This window comes from Variovorax sp. AC103 (assembly GCF_979254005.1).
This window is the reverse complement of record NZ_CEEDFC010000014.1, coordinates 128243-146770: the sequence shown is the minus strand read 5'-3', so window position 1 is coordinate 146770 and position 18528 is coordinate 128243. Positions and strand designations below refer to the sequence as shown.

At 63.3% G+C, this 18528-nt stretch carries 19 protein-coding genes; 4 read left to right on the top strand and 15 right to left on the bottom strand.

Features of this window, described 5'->3' with window-relative positions; translation table 11 throughout:
- Positions 1–15: 15 nt before the first annotated feature.
- From gmd to AC0IYU_RS20815, 10 genes are all read right to left on the bottom strand, one after another.
- Positions 16–1053 (bottom strand): GDP-mannose 4,6-dehydratase, encoded by a 1038-nt coding sequence (gene gmd, locus AC0IYU_RS20860; RefSeq protein ID WP_472120631.1) that lies wholly within the window; start codon positions 1051–1053, stop codon positions 16–18.
- Positions 1054–1194: 141 nt separating this feature from the next.
- Positions 1195–2337 (bottom strand): dTDP-4-amino-4,6-dideoxygalactose transaminase, encoded by a 1143-nt coding sequence (gene rffA / locus AC0IYU_RS20855; RefSeq protein WP_472120629.1) that lies wholly within the window; start codon positions 2335–2337, stop codon positions 1195–1197.
- 28 nt (positions 2338–2365) lie between these two features.
- Positions 2366–2815: a GtrA family protein gene (locus AC0IYU_RS20850; RefSeq protein WP_472120627.1), complete on the bottom strand. Its 450-nt coding sequence runs from the start codon at positions 2813–2815 to the stop codon at positions 2366–2368.
- On the bottom strand, positions 2772–3695 hold the full coding sequence (locus AC0IYU_RS20845; RefSeq protein ID WP_472120625.1) for a hypothetical protein: 924 nt from the start codon (positions 3693–3695) through the stop codon (positions 2772–2774). Before AC0IYU_RS20845 ends, AC0IYU_RS20850 begins: the two co-directional genes overlap by 44 nt.
- Positions 3692–4363 carry an acetyltransferase gene (locus AC0IYU_RS20840; protein ID WP_435445269.1) on the bottom strand — a complete coding sequence of 224 codons (672 nt, stop codon included), beginning with the start codon at positions 4361–4363 and terminating at the stop codon, positions 3692–3694. Before AC0IYU_RS20840 ends, AC0IYU_RS20845 begins: the two co-directional genes overlap by 4 nt.
- Positions 4360–4998, bottom strand: a complete 639-nt coding sequence (locus AC0IYU_RS20835) for a class I SAM-dependent methyltransferase (RefSeq protein ID WP_472120623.1) — start codon at positions 4996–4998, stop codon at positions 4360–4362. Before AC0IYU_RS20835 ends, AC0IYU_RS20840 begins: the two co-directional genes overlap by 4 nt.
- On the bottom strand, positions 4995–5792 hold the full coding sequence (locus tag AC0IYU_RS20830) for a class I SAM-dependent methyltransferase (protein WP_472120621.1): 798 nt from the start codon (positions 5790–5792) through the stop codon (positions 4995–4997). Before AC0IYU_RS20830 ends, AC0IYU_RS20835 begins: the two co-directional genes overlap by 4 nt.
- Positions 5793–5814: 22 nt before the next feature.
- Positions 5815–6651: a phytanoyl-CoA dioxygenase family protein gene (locus AC0IYU_RS20825; protein ID WP_472120620.1), complete on the bottom strand. Its 837-nt coding sequence runs from the start codon at positions 6649–6651 to the stop codon at positions 5815–5817.
- Positions 6648–7592 carry a glycosyltransferase family 2 protein gene (locus AC0IYU_RS20820; RefSeq protein ID WP_472120618.1) on the bottom strand — a complete coding sequence of 315 codons (945 nt, stop codon included), beginning with the start codon at positions 7590–7592 and terminating at the stop codon, positions 6648–6650. The genes AC0IYU_RS20825 and AC0IYU_RS20820 overlap by 4 nt, the downstream gene beginning before the upstream one ends.
- On the bottom strand, positions 7589–8284 hold the full coding sequence (locus AC0IYU_RS20815; RefSeq protein WP_472120616.1) for a WbqC family protein: 696 nt from the start codon (positions 8282–8284) through the stop codon (positions 7589–7591). The genes AC0IYU_RS20820 and AC0IYU_RS20815 overlap by 4 nt, the downstream gene beginning before the upstream one ends.
- Positions 8285–8445: 161 nt before the next feature.
- Between AC0IYU_RS20815 and AC0IYU_RS20810 the strand changes: the two genes are divergently transcribed.
- The 4 genes from AC0IYU_RS20810 to AC0IYU_RS20795 all read left to right on the top strand — a co-directional run bounded on the left by AC0IYU_RS20810 (position 8446) and on the right by AC0IYU_RS20795 (position 14000).
- Complete coding sequence (locus tag AC0IYU_RS20810) at positions 8446–10371, top strand: hypothetical protein (protein WP_472120614.1); 1926 nt, start codon at positions 8446–8448, stop codon at positions 10369–10371.
- A 62-nt stretch (positions 10372–10433) separates the two neighbouring features.
- A complete protein-coding gene (locus tag AC0IYU_RS20805; RefSeq protein WP_472120612.1) occupies positions 10434–11417 on the top strand; it encodes a class I SAM-dependent methyltransferase in 984 nt (327 codons plus the stop codon).
- An 8-nt stretch (positions 11418–11425) separates the two neighbouring features.
- Positions 11426–12844: an MBOAT family O-acyltransferase gene (locus AC0IYU_RS20800; RefSeq protein ID WP_472120611.1), complete on the top strand. Its 1419-nt coding sequence runs from the start codon at positions 11426–11428 to the stop codon at positions 12842–12844.
- 1 nt (position 12845) lies between these two features.
- Positions 12846–14000: an alginate O-acetyltransferase AlgX-related protein gene (locus tag AC0IYU_RS20795; protein ID WP_472120609.1), complete on the top strand. Its 1155-nt coding sequence runs from the start codon at positions 12846–12848 to the stop codon at positions 13998–14000.
- A 9-nt stretch (positions 14001–14009) separates the two neighbouring features.
- Here the strand turns inward: AC0IYU_RS20795 and AC0IYU_RS20790 are convergent, their stop codons facing one another.
- From AC0IYU_RS20790 to AC0IYU_RS20770, 5 genes are read right to left on the bottom strand one after another with little or no spacing between them, the layout of a single operon-like run.
- Positions 14010–14777, bottom strand: a complete 768-nt coding sequence (locus AC0IYU_RS20790) for a PIG-L deacetylase family protein (RefSeq protein ID WP_472120607.1) — start codon at positions 14775–14777, stop codon at positions 14010–14012.
- Between the two features lie 17 nt (positions 14778–14794).
- The gene (locus AC0IYU_RS20785) at positions 14795–16141 is read right to left on the bottom strand and encodes an ANL family adenylate-forming protein (RefSeq protein WP_472120605.1); all 1347 of its coding nucleotides are present in this window, start codon (positions 16139–16141) and stop codon (positions 14795–14797) included.
- Between the two features lie 10 nt (positions 16142–16151).
- Entirely contained in the window at positions 16152–17174 is a 1023-nt protein-coding gene (locus AC0IYU_RS20780; protein ID WP_472120603.1) for a 3-oxoacyl-ACP synthase III family protein, read from the bottom strand.
- Positions 17164–17826, bottom strand: coding sequence for an MBL fold metallo-hydrolase (locus tag AC0IYU_RS20775; RefSeq protein ID WP_472120601.1), 663 nt, complete (start codon positions 17824–17826; stop codon positions 17164–17166). The genes AC0IYU_RS20780 and AC0IYU_RS20775 overlap by 11 nt, the downstream gene beginning before the upstream one ends.
- Entirely contained in the window at positions 17826–18527 is a 702-nt protein-coding gene (locus AC0IYU_RS20770) for an SDR family NAD(P)-dependent oxidoreductase (RefSeq protein WP_472120734.1), read from the bottom strand. The genes AC0IYU_RS20775 and AC0IYU_RS20770 overlap by 1 nt, the downstream gene beginning before the upstream one ends.
- Between the last annotated feature and the right edge of the window lies 1 nt (position 18528).

Below are 18528 nucleotides of genomic sequence, written 5' to 3'. Positions count from 1 at the left end.
TCGGCGGTTAAGCCGTCAGAATGAGTAACCCAGCTTGTTGCGGCGAAGGTCCGCTTCGACCATCATCGCGCACAGTTCCTCGAGCGTGGTCTTGGGTTCCCAGCCGAGCTTTTCCTTGGCACGCGCCGGATTGCCGATCAGCAGTTCGACTTCGGCGGGCCGGTAGAACTTGGGGTTCACGCGCACCAATGTCTTGCCGGTGGCGATGTCGATGCCGACTTCGTTGTGCTCTTCACCCTCGAAACGCAGCTCGTAGCCCGCGGCCTTGAACGCCATGTCGACGAAGCGGCGCACCGTCTCGGTACGGTTCGTGGCAAGAATGAAGGTGTCGGCCACATCAGCCTGCAGCATGCGCCACATGCCTTCGACGTATTCTTGGGCAAAGCCCCAGTCGCGCTTGGCACCGAGGTTGCCGAGCTCGAGCACGTCGAGCTTGCCGAGCCTGATCTTGGCGGCGGCGTCGGTGATCTTGCGCGTGACGAACTCGCGTCCGCGCAACGGGCTTTCGTGGTTGAACAGGATGCCGCTGGCGCCGAAGATGTCGTAGCTCTCGCGGTAGTTGATCGTCATCCAGTGCGCGAACAGCTTGGCAACGCCGTAGGGGCTGCGCGGATAGAACGGCGTGTCCTCGACCTGCGGAATGGCCTGCACCTTGCCGAACATCTCGGAGGTCGAGGCCTGATAGAAGCGAATGCTTCGGTCGGTCAAGCGAATGGCTTCCAGCAGGTGCAGCGCGCCCATGCCGGTGATCTGCGCCGTGGCATCGGGCTGGTTGAAGCTCACGCCGACAAAGCTCTGGGCGGCAAGGTTGTACACCTCGTGCGGCTTGGCTTCCTTGATAAGGGTCAGGGAGCTGCCCAGGTCGGTCAGGTCATGCTCGACCAGCTTCAGGTCGGGGTGATCCTGGATTCCCAACTCTTCCATCCGCCAGAAGTTGACCGAGCTGGTGCGGCGGAACGTGCCGTGCACGACATAGCCCTTGTTCAGCAGGAGCTGCGCCAAATAGGCACCATCCTGACCAGTGACACCGGTGACAACTGCGATTTTCTTCATGGGTAATTGGAAATTTCTCTATATGGAAAACGTGCCGCGTAATTGTGCCGCAATGATTCAACCGACTTTTTATGGCAAACGCCTAAAAATCCCGCAATGGGCATTTACGCCACAGTTGTCCGCGACGCCCCGCGGGCAGAGTCACTTCAGCATGGCTTCCAGCACGGCAAGCACCCTGTCCTGCTGCTGCTCGGTCAGCCCCACCCACAGGGGAAGGCGGACCAGCCGCTCCGACTGTGAATCGGTAACGCGCAATGTGTCGCCATGGGTCCTCCCATAGCGCCGGCCGGCGGGCGACGAGTGCAATGGGACGTAGTGGAACACCGAATTGATGTCGTTCGCCTTGAATTCGTCGAGAAGTCGCTGCCGGTCGAAACCGTCTGCAAGCAGCACGTAATACATGTGTCCGTTGTGGACGCAATCCTTGGGCACGATCGGCCGGCGAAGCACGCCACGGCGCTCCAGCAGTTCGAGCATGGTGTTGTAGCGGTCCCATGCGGCCAGGCGCGCCTGCGTGACGCGGTCAGCCTCTTCGAACTGGGCCCACAAAAATGCGGCGATCAGTTCTCCTGGCAGAAACGACGAACCCACCTCCTGCCACGTGTATTTGTCGACCTCACCGCGGAAGAACCGGCTGCGATCGGTGCCCTTTTCACGGATGACCTCGGCCCGCAGCGCCGCCGCAGGATCGTTCACGAGCAGCGCACCGCCCTCACCCGCGATCACGTTCTTGGTCTCGTGGAAGCTGTAGGCGCCAAAGTGCCCGATGGAACCTAGCGCGCGACCCTTGTAGGTCGACATGACGCCCTGGGCCGCGTCCTCGACGACCCTGAGGTCGTGCCGAGCGGCAATCGCCATGATCTCGTCCATCTCGCAGGCGACGCCCGCGTAGTGCACCGGTGCAATCGCCTTCGTGCGCGGCGTGATGGCCGACTCGATGAGCTTCTCGTCGAGGTTCAGCGTGTCCTCGCGGATGTCGACGAACACCGGCACCCCGCCGCGCAGCACGAAAGCATTGGCCGTCGACACGAAGGTGTAGGACGGCATGATGACTTCGTCGCCGGGCTTGATGTCCAGCAGCAACGCGCCCATTTCCAACGCCGCAGTGCACGAGTGCGTGAGCAGCGCCTTCGAGCAGCCGGTGCGCTCTTCGAGCCAGGCGTGGCAACGCTTGGTGAACGGACCGTCTCCCGCAAGTCGGCCATTGAAGTGGGCCTCCGCGATATAGAAGAGTTCCTTGCCGGTCATGTGCGGCCAGTTGAAGGGGATGCGTTGGTCGTTCATACGGTCGATTTCCTTGCTGCCCCGCGCGTCATTCGCGCTCCGGGTTCTTGAAAACAAAAAACTTGAATGCGAGGAACAGGTAGCCGGCGACGATCAGGATCGCCCCTCCCTGAACCCATTGATGCGGATAGCCCAGCTTGCCGACGAAGACCAGAAGCAGCGACAGATTCAGGCAGTAGCCCACCGCATGCGCAAGCACGTAGCGCATGCCGCTCGCCAGCACACCGCCCTGGTGCGCGAACGTCAGGCGCTTGTTGCCCCAGAACCCCAGGATCGCGCCGATCACATAGAAGAAGCTCATGGTGGCCGCTGGCGGCGCCCCCAGGTGCGTCACAAGCAAATAGACAAGGAAGCCCGCAATGTTCGTGGCCAACCCCAGCAAGCCGTAGCGCAACAACTGCCCCGCCGATGTTCGGATCGCGGCCCACCGAAATTTATTCACGGCCTGCAACCGCAAGACCGAAGCCGCTGCGGCCATATCCATTGCCGTTGTAGAGCATGTAGCGCAGCCCGTCATGCTCGAACACGAAGGGATATTCGATCATTTCGGAATCCCAGTCGTCGCTCGACACGTCGATGCCCGTGTCCGCGAGCCGAAGCTCCCAACTGCCGCCCGCCGGGCAGAAGGCATACCCGATGCGATACGTCTGACCGACCTTGCCGCGATAGGAAAACCACATGTGAAGCCCTTGCGCATCGCGGACCACGGTCGGCCTCGAATAGGCCTGCGCCACGCCGATCTCGAAAGGCACCGCCAGCCCATCCTTTTCCCAGCGTTCGCCATCGGCGGAACTGGCATGTTGAATGACGTGAAGCATCTCGCCATTGCCGGCGTCCCAGTTCAGGGTGGAGCCGTACCACATGTCGAAACGCGCATCCTGGCCGGCTCGCATCACCCACGGGTAGGAGAGGCTCAGCGGATCGGTCGCGTCGGACGCTAGCAAAGGCGCCGCATCGACCATCGTCAGGCCGAAGTCTTCGCCGACCTGCAACCGCCCGATATCGCCGCGCCAATGAGCGTCCGAAGGGTTCTGCCAGCCCATGAAAAGCATGTGCTTGCAACCAGCGGTGTCGTAGCAGTTGCCAACGCTGACACCATCCGCATAGAAACTTCCTGCAGGCCCGTGTTCGAAAAACGGTTCCGCGTGCTCTTTCACCACCCGGCGCTGGACGATGTCGACATCCACCGCGCCCACCGAGGAACGCTGGAGCGCATCGCGTCCGCTGAAATAGACACGAAAGACATCTCCCTCCATGTGCACCGGCAGCGGATTGGCTGCGTGCGACAGGAGCTTGGGATGGCGCCGGTCGCCGGACGGGCAATAGAGCAGGCCGAGCTTTTGCCAGTGATGCGTCATATACCCCGCAGCCTCGTGCTAGGCACCTTCGAGCGCTCCGTCGCCGCGCCGATGTACACGCCCTCCGGCTCCGCGTCGGCCAGCAGCAGCGCGCCAGCGCCGATCACGCAACGCGCACCGACCTTGACGTGATCGCGCAGCGTCGCATTCACGCCGATGAAGCACTGCTCAGCAATCTCGACGCCGCCCGACACCACCACATGAGAAGCGATGAAACAGTGATCGCCGATCACCGAGTGGTGGCCGATGTGATTGCCGCTCCACAGCGTCACGTTGTTGCCGACCGTGACGAAGGGCTGGATCGTGTTGTCCTCGAAGATGAAGCAGTTCTCGCCGATGCGGCCCTCATTGAGCACCGTCGCGCGTGAGCTGATGAAGCTTGCCAACGGATATCCGAGCGCCTTGACTGCCAGGTACTTTTCTTTTCGCACCGCGTTGAGCTTGGAGTAGCTGAGCGCCACGAACACGTCGACATCGCCCGGCGAATGACGCTCGGTCAGTTCTTCGAACGGGACGACCGGGAGACCGCAAAACTCCGGCCCGGGCACGAAGGCCGCATCGACCGTGAAAGCCACGACCTCGTACCCGGAGTCCGAGCTGAAGTAATAGTGCGCGAGCTGCCCGATATCGCCGCAACCGAAGATGACGAGCTTTTTCGTTTTTTTCATGGTGTCTTCCGCACGATCATCGTGAATTCGTACAGGCCGTAGTCATGCATCAATGCGACGTTGCGCGAATACCGGCGCTTGCACAGGTCGAACAATGCCAGTGGGTCGGCGTAGTAGAGATCGGCGCGCATCCTGTCCTTGTCCGAATAGGAAGTCAGGCAGTTGAATGCGAAGCCCTTGGCGCTCGCTCGATCCAGCGTATCGAGCATCGCCTCCGCATAAGCCTGCCACTCGGCATCGGACCGGCCCATTCGCACATTGAAAATGCCGCTCGCCACGCTGTAGTCGGCCACCCGATCGGCTTCGCTTGCGCCGACAAAGCGCGCGTTCGGCTTGCCTTGGTAACGCCGCTCGGCCGCACGCACCATGGCTTCGGACACATCGATGCCTGTGTACTCGAACGCCTTGTACCGGGGCACCAGAAAGTCGCAAAGGGCGCCGTATCCGCAGCCCAGATCGTTGAGAGAAAACGGCCCGTCTCCGGCGATGACCTTGCACAGTTGCTCGAAGCGAAGCACCTGGCCTTCTTCACCGTTCCAGTCAACGCCACGCGGGCTTTCACCGTGCTCGGCCAGCTTGCCGGTGTAGTAGTCGGCAACTTCGGAGAGCAGAGCTTGGCGGGAGTCGGACGTCATTTGTCTTGCGCCCGTGTTGCAGGGCTTGCTTCGAAGTAAAGCACCAGCGCGCGTTCGGAGCGGGCGAAGAGCTTTTGAATGAGAAAGGCCGGGAACATGGTGACGGGATTCAACACCACACCGAGCAAGGAAGGAAAGTGCGTCTTGAACGCGACCTGCCGGCGACCCGACGCCTTGGTGCGATCGACCAGCGAGAGATTCAGCTTGGCGCGCTCCGCCCTGTTGACCAGGTAATTGGAAACAGGCAACAGGAAATTGGATATCGGGAAGGTGAGGCCCGCGACATGCTTGAGTTTCCAGCCACTCTCGGAAACCAGTTCCTTGATGGCCGTGCGGGTGTAGCGTCGGCAATGTCCCGCAATGTCATCCTCGATGCCCCAGTGCGCTGGCGATCCCGGCACGATGCCGATCATTGCACCCTGTGGCTGGAGCACCTGCAGAGCCTTGTGCATGAACGCATGCTGCCCCTGATCGTCCATGTGTTCCATCACCATGCATGAAATGACGAGATCGGCCTTTCCAACCTGGTCGGCCGGGGCCTGCAGGAAGTCATGGTTGACGGGCATGAAACGCCCGCCCGATATCTCCGACGAAAAGCGTTGCTTCAGGCTGTCGATCGTGCGGCTTTCAAGGTCGTACGACGAACCTGTCCATCCATGATCGAGCAACAGGCGCGTGATCTCGCCGCTGCCAGGGCCTATCTCGATGAATCGACCTGCCGGAACACTGCGCAAGCGTTCTTTCAGATACATCAACTGCAAAAGTGTTCCGGGAGGCAAGACGGCCATTTTCATGGTCCTCCGACGAGAAGATAGGTCATGATTTTTTTGACTCGCGGCTGGAGAGATAAGCACCCACCGAGGCCGGCTCCACGTACCCGAACCCGAGAATGTCCCGTGCCTCGGCAGACAGGTTCGCTCCATCGATGTTCGACGGGAGATTGATCTGCTGCTTGAAATACGGAATGTTGAAGACGTGATTCACAGCCCGGCGCGCAACATTCGTCTTGTTGAAACCACCCGCGTGAAACATCATGCAGTCGAGCAGGATGAACGAGCCCGCCTTGGCCTCGATCTGCGTGGCATTGCGCTCCACGTGGGAGCGAGAAGGAAAGGGCTCGGCCTTGTGCGACGCGGGAAGCACGAATGTGGCGCCGTTGTCGAAGGTGAAGTCGTCCACACAGAAGAGCGCATTGATCGCCAATGGCCTCGACGAAACGAAGTGCTGATAAGGCAAGTCTCGGTGCCATGCGCTCTGGTTGTAGCCCTCCTGCGGAGGGTTCACGATAGCGTTCTGCTGGTTGAGGATGAACTTACCCTGCATCAGCTGCTTCAACACCGCCATGAGATTCGGGTTGAGCGCGAGTGCGAGAAAGGTGTCTTTTCCCGCGGGCTGGGTCAGCAACGACCGGACGGTGTAGAACTCGTCCAGGCTGCGCAGCCGAGCCTCTCCGTGCGTTTCGATGTACGCCTTGCGCGCACTCTCGAAAGCATCGGAAATACCCCGAAGCTCTGCCGGCGCATAGCCTGCATCGAGCAGCGCATACCCGAGGTGGCGCACCTGCTCGGCCGCCTGGTCCACAGGGGAGCCTTCCGGCGTGCGGTCCAACAACCCGTAAGAAGCGGACGGGACGAAACGATCGACATTGCTCATATCTGCTTGCCTGCCCTGTCCGGATGAGCGAAGACCTGCCGCACGATGGTGTAGGGCCGGCGCTTCACCTCGGAGAATATTTTCGCGATGTAGATACCTTGAACCCCAAGGAAGAAAACGATGAGGCCCGAAAACAGCCAGATCGACGCAACGATCGAGGTGTAGCCGCTGGGCGGCGCCGCACCCAGGAGATAGCGCAAGAACAGATAGACGATGTAGAGCAGCGCCGAAGCCGAAATCAACAGCCCCGAATAGAAAGTGAAAACCAGCGGCAGGCTGCTGAACGAGGTGATCGCGTTCACGAGGTGACTGAACTTGCGCGACAGCGAGTAGGTTGTCGGGCTGGTCGCGTGCTTGCGAACGACCTGCTGCGATTGCCGGAAACCGGTGATCACCCACAGGCCGCCGATGTTCAGCTCGCGCTCTTCGTGCATCAGCAGTCCGTCGACGTAGCGGCGCGTCATCAACCGCGCAGTGACGATGTTGTTCGGCTGCACGATGCCGGTCAGCGTGCGGAAAAGCTTGTAGAACAGCGTGCCGGTCATCTGCTCGAAGGCTCCGCCACGGCGCTCGGCCTGCACGCCATAGACCACGTCGGACGCGTCGGCCTCCATCTGGGCCGCGAACGAGGTCAGCCATTCCGGCTCTTCCTCGAGGTCGCTGTCGATCAGGAAGACGCGCTCGCCGCGTGCCGCGGACAGGCCGGTCATCATGGCCTTGTGATGCCCGAAGTTGCGCGACAGGTCGACCACCACCACGTGGCTGTCGCGCTGCGTGAGTTGCACCGCGACATCGAGGCTGTTGTCCGGCGAACCGTCGTTCACGAGCACGATCTCGTAGTCGTCGCCGACGAGTTGCCGCGCGGCGACTCCCGTGCGGCTGCAGAACTCGTCGATGTAGGCCGCGGATTGGTACAGGGTTGCAACGATCGAGAGCTTCATAGGCCTGCATGCCTCATGAAGCGACCCGCATCCTTGCCGCAGTTGAACAGCAGATCGAGCACGGTCACGCCGTGCGCGAACTCGCCCCACAGCTGGGGGTATTCGGGATAGCCGGCGTAATCGAACCAAGTGAGCTGGATGCCGCTGCGCTCGAAGACGCTTTCGTCCACGTAGTCGCGGGCGGACGGGCCCGACACGTACTCGGTGCCGCCGGCCTGCGCGCACAGGTCCGCCAGGCGTTCGGTCTTGCCTTCGACCAGCGTGTAGTCGCTCGAATCGCTGATGACCGTATCGATCCTCAGATAAGCGCAGACCGCTTCGATGAACCGGCGATTGAGCTCGGACAGGTGGGTGTACGAAGCGGCCAAGTAGAGAGGTTCGAGCCAGGCGGCGATATCGGCAAAGTGCGGTGCGCGCGCGTAGTTCTGCGCGAGCGCTTTCCAATGGGCGGTGGCCCAATCACCGCCGTCGATCTCGGTGTCCCTGATTTTCTGGTCGTACTTGCCCTTGACGCGCACCGGCACCGTGAGCCACTGCACGCCCTGCGGCGTCTTGATCTGGTTGCGGTTGCGCCAGTCGCGGCGTGTGTACTGCATGTCGTCGTACAGGATGAACTCATCGACTGAGCCGATCAGGTCGAAGTAGCCTTTCCACGGGATGTAGTTCGACTGCAGGATCGCTACTTTTTTCAATGCTCTGGCCCTTCTGCGTTGTTGCCCTGATACGGGGCCGTACGTCGGAAGATTCAGCCCCGAAGTCCCCCAGGGGATTATCGGACACAATTTGGAGACAATTTAAACCTCGGGAGGCGCCTGGCCTCCACGCGGTTCCACGACCCAGCCAGCCGAAACAGATGCACGCGTCCATTCCTTCCACTAAAGCCCGGCTGCTTCCGATCCTCGCTATCTCCGCCCTGACGGCGCTCGCGCTTTTTCTTTGGGAAGGCGCCAAGGGCCTGAATCTCTGGGACGAAGGCTTCTTCTGGTACGGCGTGCAGCGCGTCATGCACGGCGAGGTCCCGTTGCGCGACTTCCAGGCCTATGACCCGTTCCGTTACTACTGGTCCGCCGCGCTGATGGGGCTCTGGGGCGGTGACACGGGCATGATCGGGTTGCGGGCCTCGGGCGCCGTGCTGCAGGTGGCGGGGCTCTTCTGCGGCCTGCTGGTCATTGCCCGAGGTGCCCGGCCGGACCGAAATCGCCTGTATCTCGCCGCCGCATCCATCGCCCTGGCCGTCTGGATGATTCCGCACTTCAAGATGGCGGACATGTGCGCGTCGATCCTGCTGATCGGCGCGCTGACGATGTTGATCGAGGCCCCCACCGCGCGCCGCTACGTTCTGGCGGGCGTGTGCGTGGGCTTTTCGGCCTTCATGGGCCGCAACCACGGCATGTACGGACTTGCCGCGGCGGGCGCGACCATCCTCTGGCTGAATCTCCACCGCACGCAGGGCCCCGCGTTCGTGCGCGCAGCGCTGCTGTTCGCCGCCGGCGTCGCGCTCGGGTTTTTGCCCGTTGTCGCGATGCTGCTGCTGGTTCCCGGGTTCGCATCGGCGTACTGGGAGGGCATTCGCTTCCTGTTCGAAATCAAGGCGACCAACATCGGCCTGCCCGTGCCCTGGCCCTGGCGCGCCGACTTTTCAGGGCCGGTAGCGGCCATCGTGCGCGACGTGATGCTCGGCGTGTTCTTCATTGCGACGCTCGCGTTCGGCATCGTTGCGATGATCTGGGTGGTCTGGAGCCGCTGGCAGCGCAAGCCGGTGGTGCCTGCGTTCGCCGCATCCGCGTTCCTTGCACTGCCGTATGCGCACTACGCCTTCTCGCGCGCAGACTTCTATCACCTGGCCTTCGGGATTTTCCCGCTGCTCGTCGGCTGCTTCGCGCTCGCGCTCGCAAAGCCGGGCGCAAGAACCCGCTGGGGGGTCGTGGGCGCCCTGCTCGCGGCCAGTGTCTTGACGATGTACGGCTATCACGCAGGCTGGCAATGCCGCTCCGCCGAGCGCTGCGTGGACGTCGAGGTGTCCACCAGCCGCATGCGCGTGGACCCGGCCACTGCCAAGGAAGTGGACGTCCTCCGCCGGATTGCCAGGCAGTACGCGGCGGGGGGACGAAACTTCGTCGCTGCGCCGCTATGGCCCGGGGCCTACGCGCTGCTGAACCAGAAGTCGCCGGTGTGGGAGATCTATGCGCTGTTCCCCCGCCCCGCCGCGTTCGAGGAGGTGGAAATCGCGCGAATCAAGGCCGCCGATCCGGGCTTTGCGCTGATCTACGACCTGGCACTCGATGGCGACGAACAGTTGCGCTTCAAGAACTCGCATCCACTGACCTACCGGTACTTTGCCGACAACTTCCAGCGCGTGCCCAATCCGCTGAAGCCCGAACTCGAGCTCTTCGTTGCCAAGGGCAACCCCGGGCTCGCCAGCAAGCCCGAATTCCTGCAGAAGAGCACCGAGGAACTCGCCAAGCTGGCCGCCGGTGCCGCAAGGATGCGCATCCTGAATTGGGGACCGCGCTCGGCACCTGCCGGTACGGTGCCGAACGCCCAACCGGACGGCAGCGCCGGCATCTGGGTGCAGGTTGCCGACGCGGACGACATCGGTGACGTCCGGATAACGCTGGACGGCAACCCCGCGTCGTCAACCGGCGTCTCCCCGGCCGCCATCACGGCAGCTTTCGCACCGGCGCTTTTCAGCGCTGAAGGCGAGCATGAAATCGCCATCGAGCAGCTTTTCACGGGCGCCGTGATCAAGGTCGGCCGCTTCTCGGTGACGCCGAAATAGCGCTTGCCGGGCCTGCTGCACAATCGAGCCCGCTTTTTCCAGCCACACACCAGCCAGAAACCATGATCTTCGACGCCGTCCAGCCCAACCTGGCCATGTTCATCCGCCCGCTTCGCCTGGTCTCCAGCGGCTGGACCGGGCATGTGCCCTTCGGCGCATGGCTCACCGCCGTGCAGCAGCCTCGCGTGCTGGTCGAACTGGGCTCGCACTTCGGCATGTCGTATGCGGCCTTCTGCCAGACCGTGCAGAACGAGGGCCTCAACACCAAGTGCTATGCGGTCGACACCTGGCAGGGCGACGAGCACGCGGGCTTCTATGGCGACAGCGTCTACAACGACCTGGCGGCGTTCAACGACAAGCATTTCGCGGGTTTTTCGCGTCTCATGCGCATGACCTTCGACGAGGCCACAACCTACTTCGAGGACGGCTCGGTCGACCTGCTGCACATCGACGGGCTCCACACCTACGAGGCCGTGAAGCATGACTTCGAGAGCTGGCTGCCCAAGCTGTCGGACCGCGCCATCGTGCTGTTCCACGACACCAACGTGCGCGAGCGCGACTTCGGCGTGTGGCAATACTGGGCCGAGATCACGAAGAAGTATCCCGGCTTCGAGTTCGATCACTCGGCAGGCCTGGGCGTGCTGGCCGTCGGCCCCAACCAGCCGGCGGAAGTGCGCAAGCTCCTGGACCTGCCCAAGGATCAGGCCGGCGCCAAGGCGGTGAAAGAGGTGTTCTCCAGCCTCGGCGAATCCGTGCTGCGCCGCTGGGAACTCGAGAGCACGCGCCAGGAACTGGCTTCCAAGGCGTCTGACGTCCAGCGTGTGCTCGCCCAACTGGCCAATGTCGACAAAGAGCTGAGCACCCTGCAGAAGGACCACCGTCACGCGGCCAGCGTGCTTTCGGAGCGCGACGTGCTTCTGAAGGAAAGCCAGCAGCGGGTCGCCGCGTTGTCCCAGGTAGAAGAGGCCCATCGCCAGGTGACCGGTTCGTTGTCGTGGCGCATCACCAAGCCGCTGCGCGCCGCGCGCCGCATGTTCAAGGGCTAGAACGCAAAGTGACTTTCAGTTCGCCCGGCTTCCTGTTCGGCTTCATGCCGATCGTGTTCCTGCTGTATTTCGTTCTTCCCGCACGCTCGCGCAACGCGTTCCTGATGTTGGCGAGCTTTGCGTTCTATTTCGTGGACGCCGGGCTGGTGTCGGTGGTTCTGCTGGGGTCGGTGGTCGTTAACGCGATCATCGGCAACGCGCTTTACCGCATGCCCGCCGACGGCCGAGCCCGCGCCTTGCTGGCGGTCGGCGTGGTCACCAACCTGGTGCCGTTGATCTACTACAAGTACTGGAACTTCATGCAGCGCGCGGCATTGGACGCGGCCGCCGCGCTCCAGATGCCCGCGTCATGGACGCTCAGCGATATCGTGCTCCCTGCGGGCATTTCGTTCTTCACGTTCCAGGGCATCTCGTACATCGTCGACATCTACCGGCGCGACGCGCCGCCCGCGCCCACGCTGGTCGACTTCGGCATGTACCACACGCTGTTTCCCCAGCTCATCGCCGGGCCGATCGTGCGCTACAGCGAGCTGGTGAGCCGCATCCAGCACCGCCCCGTTCGCCTGGAAGACGTGCATGCCGGGCTGCTGCGCTTCTGCCTCGGCCTGGCCAAGAAGATCGTCATTGCGGACAACGTGGGCGTGGTCGCCGACCGCATGTTCGGGCTGCCGGCCGACCAGCTCGGCACCGCCGCCGCCTGGATCGGCATCCTGGCGTACACGCTGCAGATCCTGTTCGACTTCTCGGGCTATTCCGACATGGCGATCGGCATGGGCCGGATGCTGGGGTTCAAGTTTCCGGAAAACTTCAACCAGCCCTACCGGTCGCACAGCATCACCGAGTTCTGGCGGCGCTGGCACATGACGCTGTCGCGCTGGTTCCGCGACTACCTGTACATCCCGCTGGGCGGCAACCGCGCGGGACCGGTGCGCACGTACCTCAATCTGCTCATCGTGTTCGTGCTGTGCGGCCTGTGGCACGGAGCGGCCTACACCTTCTTGCTGTGGGGGCTGTTCCATGGCGTGCTGCTGGTCATCGAGCGGCTGGCGCTGAACCGGTTCGGCTGGACGCCGCGCGGCTTCAGCGGCTGGCTGACCACGCTGCTGCTGGTGATGGTCGGCTGGGTGCTGTTCAGGGCGCCGTCGGCCGGCGTGGCCGGGCACTACCTGATGGCAATGGCCGGCGTGACCTCAGGCGAGACGCCCGCAGCCGCATGGTCCGTGCTGACATCCGACAAGCTGCTCTTTCTGGTGATCGGCAGCGTGGCGGTGCTGGTGCCCGAAAACTGGCGGCTCTCCGCCTGGCAACGCGCAGGCGACTCGATCGCCGCGCCGGTGCTATCGCTGGGTGCCCTTGTGCTCTTCGCCTACTCGGCCATGCTGATCGCAGCCAACGGATTCAATCCGTTCATCTATTTCCGCTTCTGAGATGCGCTCCACCGCCACCCGCCGGATCTTCATCGCGGCCTTCTTCGTCCTGACGCTGCTGCCGGGCCTGCAGATGGCCACGCGATGGCTGCCGGAGATGACCATCGACGAGCAGCGCACGCTCGCGGCCCCGCCGAGCATGGCGCACCCCGATCGCTACCTGCAGCAGGCCAACAGCTGGTTCTCGGACCACTTCGGGTTTCGGGCACTGCTGATCCGGCTCAAGGCCACGGTCGACTACCGCCTGTTCCGCGTGTCCGACAAGGTTCACGTGGGCCGGGACGGCTACCTGTTCTACCGCAGCACGCTCGACGTCGAAAAGCCGGCCGTCGACGCCTACCTCGGCACGCACGAGGCCGCCGTGGTCGAAGGCGTGCGGCGCTATGCCGAAGCCCTGCAGCAAAAGGGCATCGGCATGGTGATGGTCGTCAACCTGCTGGGCGACCGGTTCCTGCCCGACAAGTTGCCGGCCTCGGTTGCAGAGCGGCCACCCTTGCGGCGCATCGACAGCCTGCTCGACAAGCTGAAGCAGGTGCCCAACGTGACCTTCATCGACAGCACGGCCATCCTGAAGGACGTCGAGAAAACGCGGCCGATCTTCCATCGCACCGACTTTCACTGGAACGACCCCGCGGCCTACCCGGTGGCCAAGGGTGTCGTCGACGCGATGAGCCGTGCCGAAGGCCTTGCGGGCAGCACGTGGACGCATCCGCTGCACTACGAAACGCAGTCCTACAGCGGCGGCATCGCCCGCTTCATGCCGCTGCTGCGTTCGCCGTCCGAAAAGTCCCTCTTCGTGACACCGTCATGGCAATGGCCAGGGGGGTTCACCAGCGTGTCGGGGCCGGCACCGTATACCGACGTCAGCCACGTCGCTCCCGGCAGCAAGGGTTTGCTGCACCCGGTTCTGTTCGTGGGCGACAGCTTCATGGACGCCTGGATGCGCAACGGCATGGCGGCGTATTTCGAGTCGTCTTACCGTTTGCGTTGGGGCGAGGGCTTGCGCCTGTCGGCGATCACCTCGGCCATACCTTCGGATGCCCGGTGGGTCACGGTGCAGTTCATCGAAGTGCAGCAGCCTGCGCTACTGGCTTTCGCGGACGAGGCAGACGTCACGCGTGCGATCAAGCTGCTGGACGGGCGCTCTGCCCCCTGAGTCAAGAGGTCAAGCGTTCGAGCGCGTGAATGTGGCAACGCGCTCGCTGAGCGCCGCCCAAGTAGTGAATTGCCGCCGCTCATAGTAAAGCGCCCCTTCATGCGGCCTCGAGGCCAACCGCTCGGGAGCCACCGGCTGCATTGCATCCCGCCCGCCAAACACATAGTGCAGCAGCACGAACGGAAACAGGCCGATCCAGGTCTTGCGCTGCGTCGGGTAGCTGAGGCAATGGCGCATGAACGCGATACGGTGTCCCCACGGAACCGCGACGGGCTCCACCGGCCCGTTCATGGGCAGCGGCCGCATGACGTTGAACAATTGCCCCGGGCGCTTGTAGCCGTTGTACAGCGGCGATTGCCTTGCCAGGTGCAGCAGCCCCGCCTGCAGCGCGACGGTAACGCCCACGGCATGCAATGAATCATGGTCGGGATGGCCGCCCTCCCAGGCCGGCAGGTACAGCCCGCGCAGCGACGGGCAGGCGTCGATCCAGCCGCGCAACCAGGCCGCGGCATCGTCGAGGCGGTGCATCAACGCGCCGTCGTCGATCTGCAGCTGCTGCCCGGCAAAGATCACGTCGCCCGCCCCGACGCCGAGCTTTTCCAGCACGGCGAGCGACTCGCGATTGCGCGCCTCGGGAGACGCACCGCCCACAGTGCCCGTGGTCATGAACGCACAGACCACCCGCGCGCCGGCGGCCCGTTCATCGAGGATCTTCTGAAACACACCGAACTCGTCGTCCTGATGCGCAAAGAGAAAAAGTGCGGTGCCTGCGGTCATGCCACGACGGTTCGCGTTCAAGACTTGGCGCGTACACGCTTGAGCCGGTGCGACTGCGCGATTTCGGTCACGAACTTGATCTTGGCCGGGATCATGAACGGCTGCAGCCGCTCCTTGCCCAGCTTGCGGATGCCGCCGCGCGCCGCCGCCTCGTCGAAGCCCTCGCGCAGGATGACCTGCGCACAGACGATCTTGCCCAGCAGCGGGTTGGGCTCGCCGTACACCACGGCATCGGCCACTTCGGGGCAATCGAGCAGCACGGCCTCGACTTCGGCCGGGTACACCTTCTGGCCGCCGACATTGATGATGTCTGACTGCCGCCCCAGCACGCGGATCCATTCGCCGTCGGTTTCGACCAGGTCGCCCGTCATGAGGAAGCCGTCTTCCGTGAACGGACTCGGCGCATTGATGTACCCCAGCATGGCCGAATCGGCGCGGATCTGCAGCATGCCGTCGACCACGCGCACGTTGTAGCCTTCGCCGCCGAGCTTGACCCACAGCGAATCGGGCGAACGCGACTTGGCGCGCAGCACGCCGAGTTCGATCATTCCGTAGGTCTGGCGCAGCTCGATGCCGGGGAACACCTTGCGCAGGTTCCTCAGCGTCGTCTCGGGCATCGGCTCGGCGCCGTAGGTGATGAGCTTCAACGAGCCGAGGTCGTGCCCCAGGTAGGCCTTGCTGATCAGCAGCATGCTCAGGAAACTCGGCGTGGCCGGCAGCAGCTCGATGCGGTGTGCCGCCACAAGCGCGCACACCTGCTCGGGCGAGCGGCCGGCCGGCACGACGATGAGGCACAGGTTCGACAGGCAATGCAGCAGCGTGTTGAGGCCGCCCCAGTGGTCGAACAGCAGGAAGTTCAGGGTGATCATCGCGGGGCGAACCGCGTGGAACTTCTCCATGAGCTTGGAGAAATCGTGCACCACGGCCTTCGGCTTGCCCGACGAGCCGGAAGTGAAGAGCACCAGGCCGGGCGCGGCGCGCTCGATCACGATCTTGTACAGCTCGGGCAACGGACCCGCGGCGAGCTTCTCGAAGCTGGCCTCGGTCTTCGACACGTCGATCAGCCATTCGGGCGCCACGTCGTCGATCGAAGCGCCGAGGCTGTCGTAGGCCTCGGGCGTCAGCGGAATGATGATGCAGCAACGCTCGATGAGTGCGAGCAGCATGCTCACGGCCAGCGCCGAATAGTCGCCGCGCAGGATCACCGGCACGCCGGGCTGCACGCCTGCGGCTTCCAGCGCTTGCTGCTGCTGCGCAATGGCGGCCGACAGTTCGCCGTAATTGACGGAAGCGCCACGAAAGACAACCGCCGGGGCTTCTGGTTTCGACGCAAATCGGTCGAGAAGAAATTGGATCTGGCTCACGGTCTGGCCTTCAAACTTGAATGAGAACGGTGGCCCAGGACAAACCCACGCCAAAGCCGCAAAGAACGATGGTCTGGCCTTCGGCAACGACACCCTTGTCGATGAGCTTGGCCAGCACCACGGGAATGGAGGCCGAGACGAGATTGCCCGTGTCCTCCATGTCGACGACCATCTTCTGCTCGGGTATCTGCAGCGCACGCGAGATGCCGTCGAGCGCCAGCCGGCTGGCCTGGTGAAACACGAACAGCGAGATGTCGGAAACGGCGAGCGCATGCTTGCCGAGCATGTCGCGCACCGCCGTCGGCACGGCGTTGTTGAAGAAGCTCAGCAGGCCGATGCCGTCCATGCGGATGTGATCGTCGCTGTAGATGCGGCCGCTGCGGTCGGGTTCGGCGGGCGCACCGCCGGCGGTCGACGCATGGCGGGCGCCGCCGTTCTTCACAATGAAGCGCTCGGCGTTCTTTCCGGACGTGCCGAAGCTCGCGTCGATCACACGCAGCTTCGGCTGCTGCGCGGAAACAACCGTGGCCGCGGCGCCGTCGCCGAACAACGGCCGGATCGACCGGTCCAGCGGATGCACCAGGCGCGAATAGGTATCCGCGGTGACGACCAGCACACGGCGTGCGGTGCCGCTGATGACCAGGCTGCGCGCAATGCCCAGCGCGTAGACGAATCCCGAGCAGGCATGCGTGATGTCGAAGGCCATGACCGAGGGCAGCATGCCCAGCCTGCCGTGCAGCAGCACCGAGTTCGGCGGCAGCACATGGTCCGGTGTCTGCGTGCAGAAGATCAGGGCATCGATGTCGCCCGCGCCAATGTCGAGGCGTTGGAACACATCGGCGCTCGCCTGCATCGCGAGGTCGAGCGCAGTTTCTCCTTCGGCTGCGATCGGCCTGGAGGACACACCGGTTCGCTCGATGGTCTTGGACATGTCCCAGTGCGGGTTCTCGGCCTGCAGCTGGTCGTTGGTCACGGTCAGGGCGCCGAGGCTGTAGCCGATGCCCTCGATACCGACGACGGCGTTATTTGTCATCGAATTTGCTCCAGAACTCGCCGAGGGCGAACGGCTTGCCGTGGCCCGGATGCACGAGATAGCCCGCGTCCAACTGGCGCAGGTCTTCAAGCGTTTGCGCCAGCTTTTTCTTGTCGCCGCCGGGCAGGTCGGTCCTGCCGGGGGCTCCGGGCAGCAGTGTGTCGCCGCTGAAAAGGTTGTTGCCGACGATCAGGCAGGTGCTTCCGGGCGTGTGGCCCGGCGTGCGCACGACGCGCACGACGAACCCGTCGAGCGCCAGTTCGTCGCCCTCCAGCTCGGCCAGATTGCGGTCGAACTCCGGCACCTTGATGCTGGTCTTGCTCTCGAACAGGATTTTGTAGATGTTGGCCTGCTTCATCAGCTTGGCGTCGTCACCGTGCAGGTAGAACGGAATGCCGAACTTTTCCTGCACGGCGGTCACCGCGCCAATGTGATCGTAGTGCGCGTGCGTATTGACGATGGCCACCGGTGTCACGCCGAGCGTGTCGATAAGCGCGAGCAGGCCTTCTGCGTCGCTGCCCGGGTCGACGATCAGCGCCTTGCGCTGTGCATTGCCGACCACATAGCAGTTCTGCCGCCATTTGCCGTTGGTGAAGGTGGAGACGCTGTCAGCGTCGGTGCTGCTTTGGGTGTGGCTCGTGCTGGCGGTCATCACAGCCCCCCGAAATAGAGCGTCTGGCACGTCATGTTGCGCGCCAGGGGAGAAGCAAAGAAATTCACCGCGTGAAGAATCTCCTCCACCTCGAGCACCTTCGGCTTCAGCATGTTCGACTGCTTGGCGGACACGGCCTTTTCGCCGAGCGCCTCAAGCATGCCCGAGTTGTTCACGAGCGACAGGCCCAGCGTGTTGATCGTGATGTCGGCGTTGCCGCATTCCCTGGCGAGCACGTTCGAGAAAGCCTCGACCCCCGCCTTGCTGGCGTTGTAGAGGGAACTGCCGGCACTGCCCAACGGAACGTTGATGGACGAGAAGTTCACGATGCGGCCGTACTTCTGGCGCTGCATCAGTTTGAGCGCTTCCCGGGAAACGAAAAAGGTTCCAAGCAGGTTGGTGCGGATGATGGCCTCGGCATTGGCCGCCCGCGTCAGGATGCCCAGGCTGGCTTGGGAAACGCCCGCGTTGTTGACCAGCAGCGTCAACGGCACCTTGAGCGCCGCGATGTCCTTGAACATGGCGACGACGCTCGGCTCGTCGCTGATGTCGACGACGAAGTGCGTGTAGTTCGGATGCTCGATGTCGGACGACTGCCGCGAGCAACCCGACACGATGGCGCCGGCCGCGAGAAGCCGCTCGACCAGCCCTCGGCCCAGGCCCCTGCTGGCACCGGTGATCAGAATGCGGCCGTCCTGCATG

Excerpts from the sequence above, each read along its gene's own strand:
- gmd (WP_472120631.1), bottom strand. The coding sequence starts at position 1,053 with ATGAAGAAAATCGCAGTTGTCACCGGTGTCACTGGTCAGGATGGTGCC.
- rffA (WP_472120629.1), bottom strand. The coding sequence starts at position 2,337 with ATGAACGACCAACGCATCCCCTTCAACTGGCCGCACATGACCGGCAAG.
- AC0IYU_RS20850 (WP_472120627.1), bottom strand. The coding sequence starts at position 2,815 with ATGGCCGCAGCGGCTTCGGTCTTGCGGTTGCAGGCCGTGAATAAATTT.
- AC0IYU_RS20845 (WP_472120625.1), bottom strand. The coding sequence starts at position 3,695 with ATGACGCATCACTGGCAAAAGCTCGGCCTGCTCTATTGCCCGTCCGGC.
- AC0IYU_RS20840 (WP_435445269.1), bottom strand. The coding sequence starts at position 4,363 with ATGAAAAAAACGAAAAAGCTCGTCATCTTCGGTTGCGGCGATATCGGG.
- AC0IYU_RS20835 (WP_472120623.1), bottom strand. The coding sequence starts at position 4,998 with ATGACGTCCGACTCCCGCCAAGCTCTGCTCTCCGAAGTTGCCGACTAC.
- AC0IYU_RS20830 (WP_472120621.1), bottom strand. The coding sequence starts at position 5,792 with ATGAAAATGGCCGTCTTGCCTCCCGGAACACTTTTGCAGTTGATGTAT.
- AC0IYU_RS20825 (WP_472120620.1), bottom strand. The coding sequence starts at position 6,651 with ATGAGCAATGTCGATCGTTTCGTCCCGTCCGCTTCTTACGGGTTGTTG.
- AC0IYU_RS20820 (WP_472120618.1), bottom strand. The coding sequence starts at position 7,592 with ATGAAGCTCTCGATCGTTGCAACCCTGTACCAATCCGCGGCCTACATC.
- AC0IYU_RS20810 (WP_472120614.1), top strand. The coding sequence starts at position 8,446 with ATGCACGCGTCCATTCCTTCCACTAAAGCCCGGCTGCTTCCGATCCTC.
- AC0IYU_RS20805 (WP_472120612.1), top strand. The coding sequence starts at position 10,434 with ATGATCTTCGACGCCGTCCAGCCCAACCTGGCCATGTTCATCCGCCCG.
- AC0IYU_RS20795 (WP_472120609.1), top strand. The coding sequence starts at position 12,846 with ATGCGCTCCACCGCCACCCGCCGGATCTTCATCGCGGCCTTCTTCGTC.
- AC0IYU_RS20790 (WP_472120607.1), bottom strand. The coding sequence starts at position 14,777 with ATGACCGCAGGCACCGCACTTTTTCTCTTTGCGCATCAGGACGACGAG.
- AC0IYU_RS20780 (WP_472120603.1), bottom strand. The coding sequence starts at position 17,174 with ATGACAAATAACGCCGTCGTCGGTATCGAGGGCATCGGCTACAGCCTC.
- AC0IYU_RS20775 (WP_472120601.1), bottom strand. The coding sequence starts at position 17,826 with ATGACCGCCAGCACGAGCCACACCCAAAGCAGCACCGACGCTGACAGC.
- AC0IYU_RS20770 (WP_472120734.1), bottom strand. The coding sequence starts at position 18,527 with ATGCAGGACGGCCGCATTCTGATCACCGGTGCCAGCAGGGGCCTGGGC.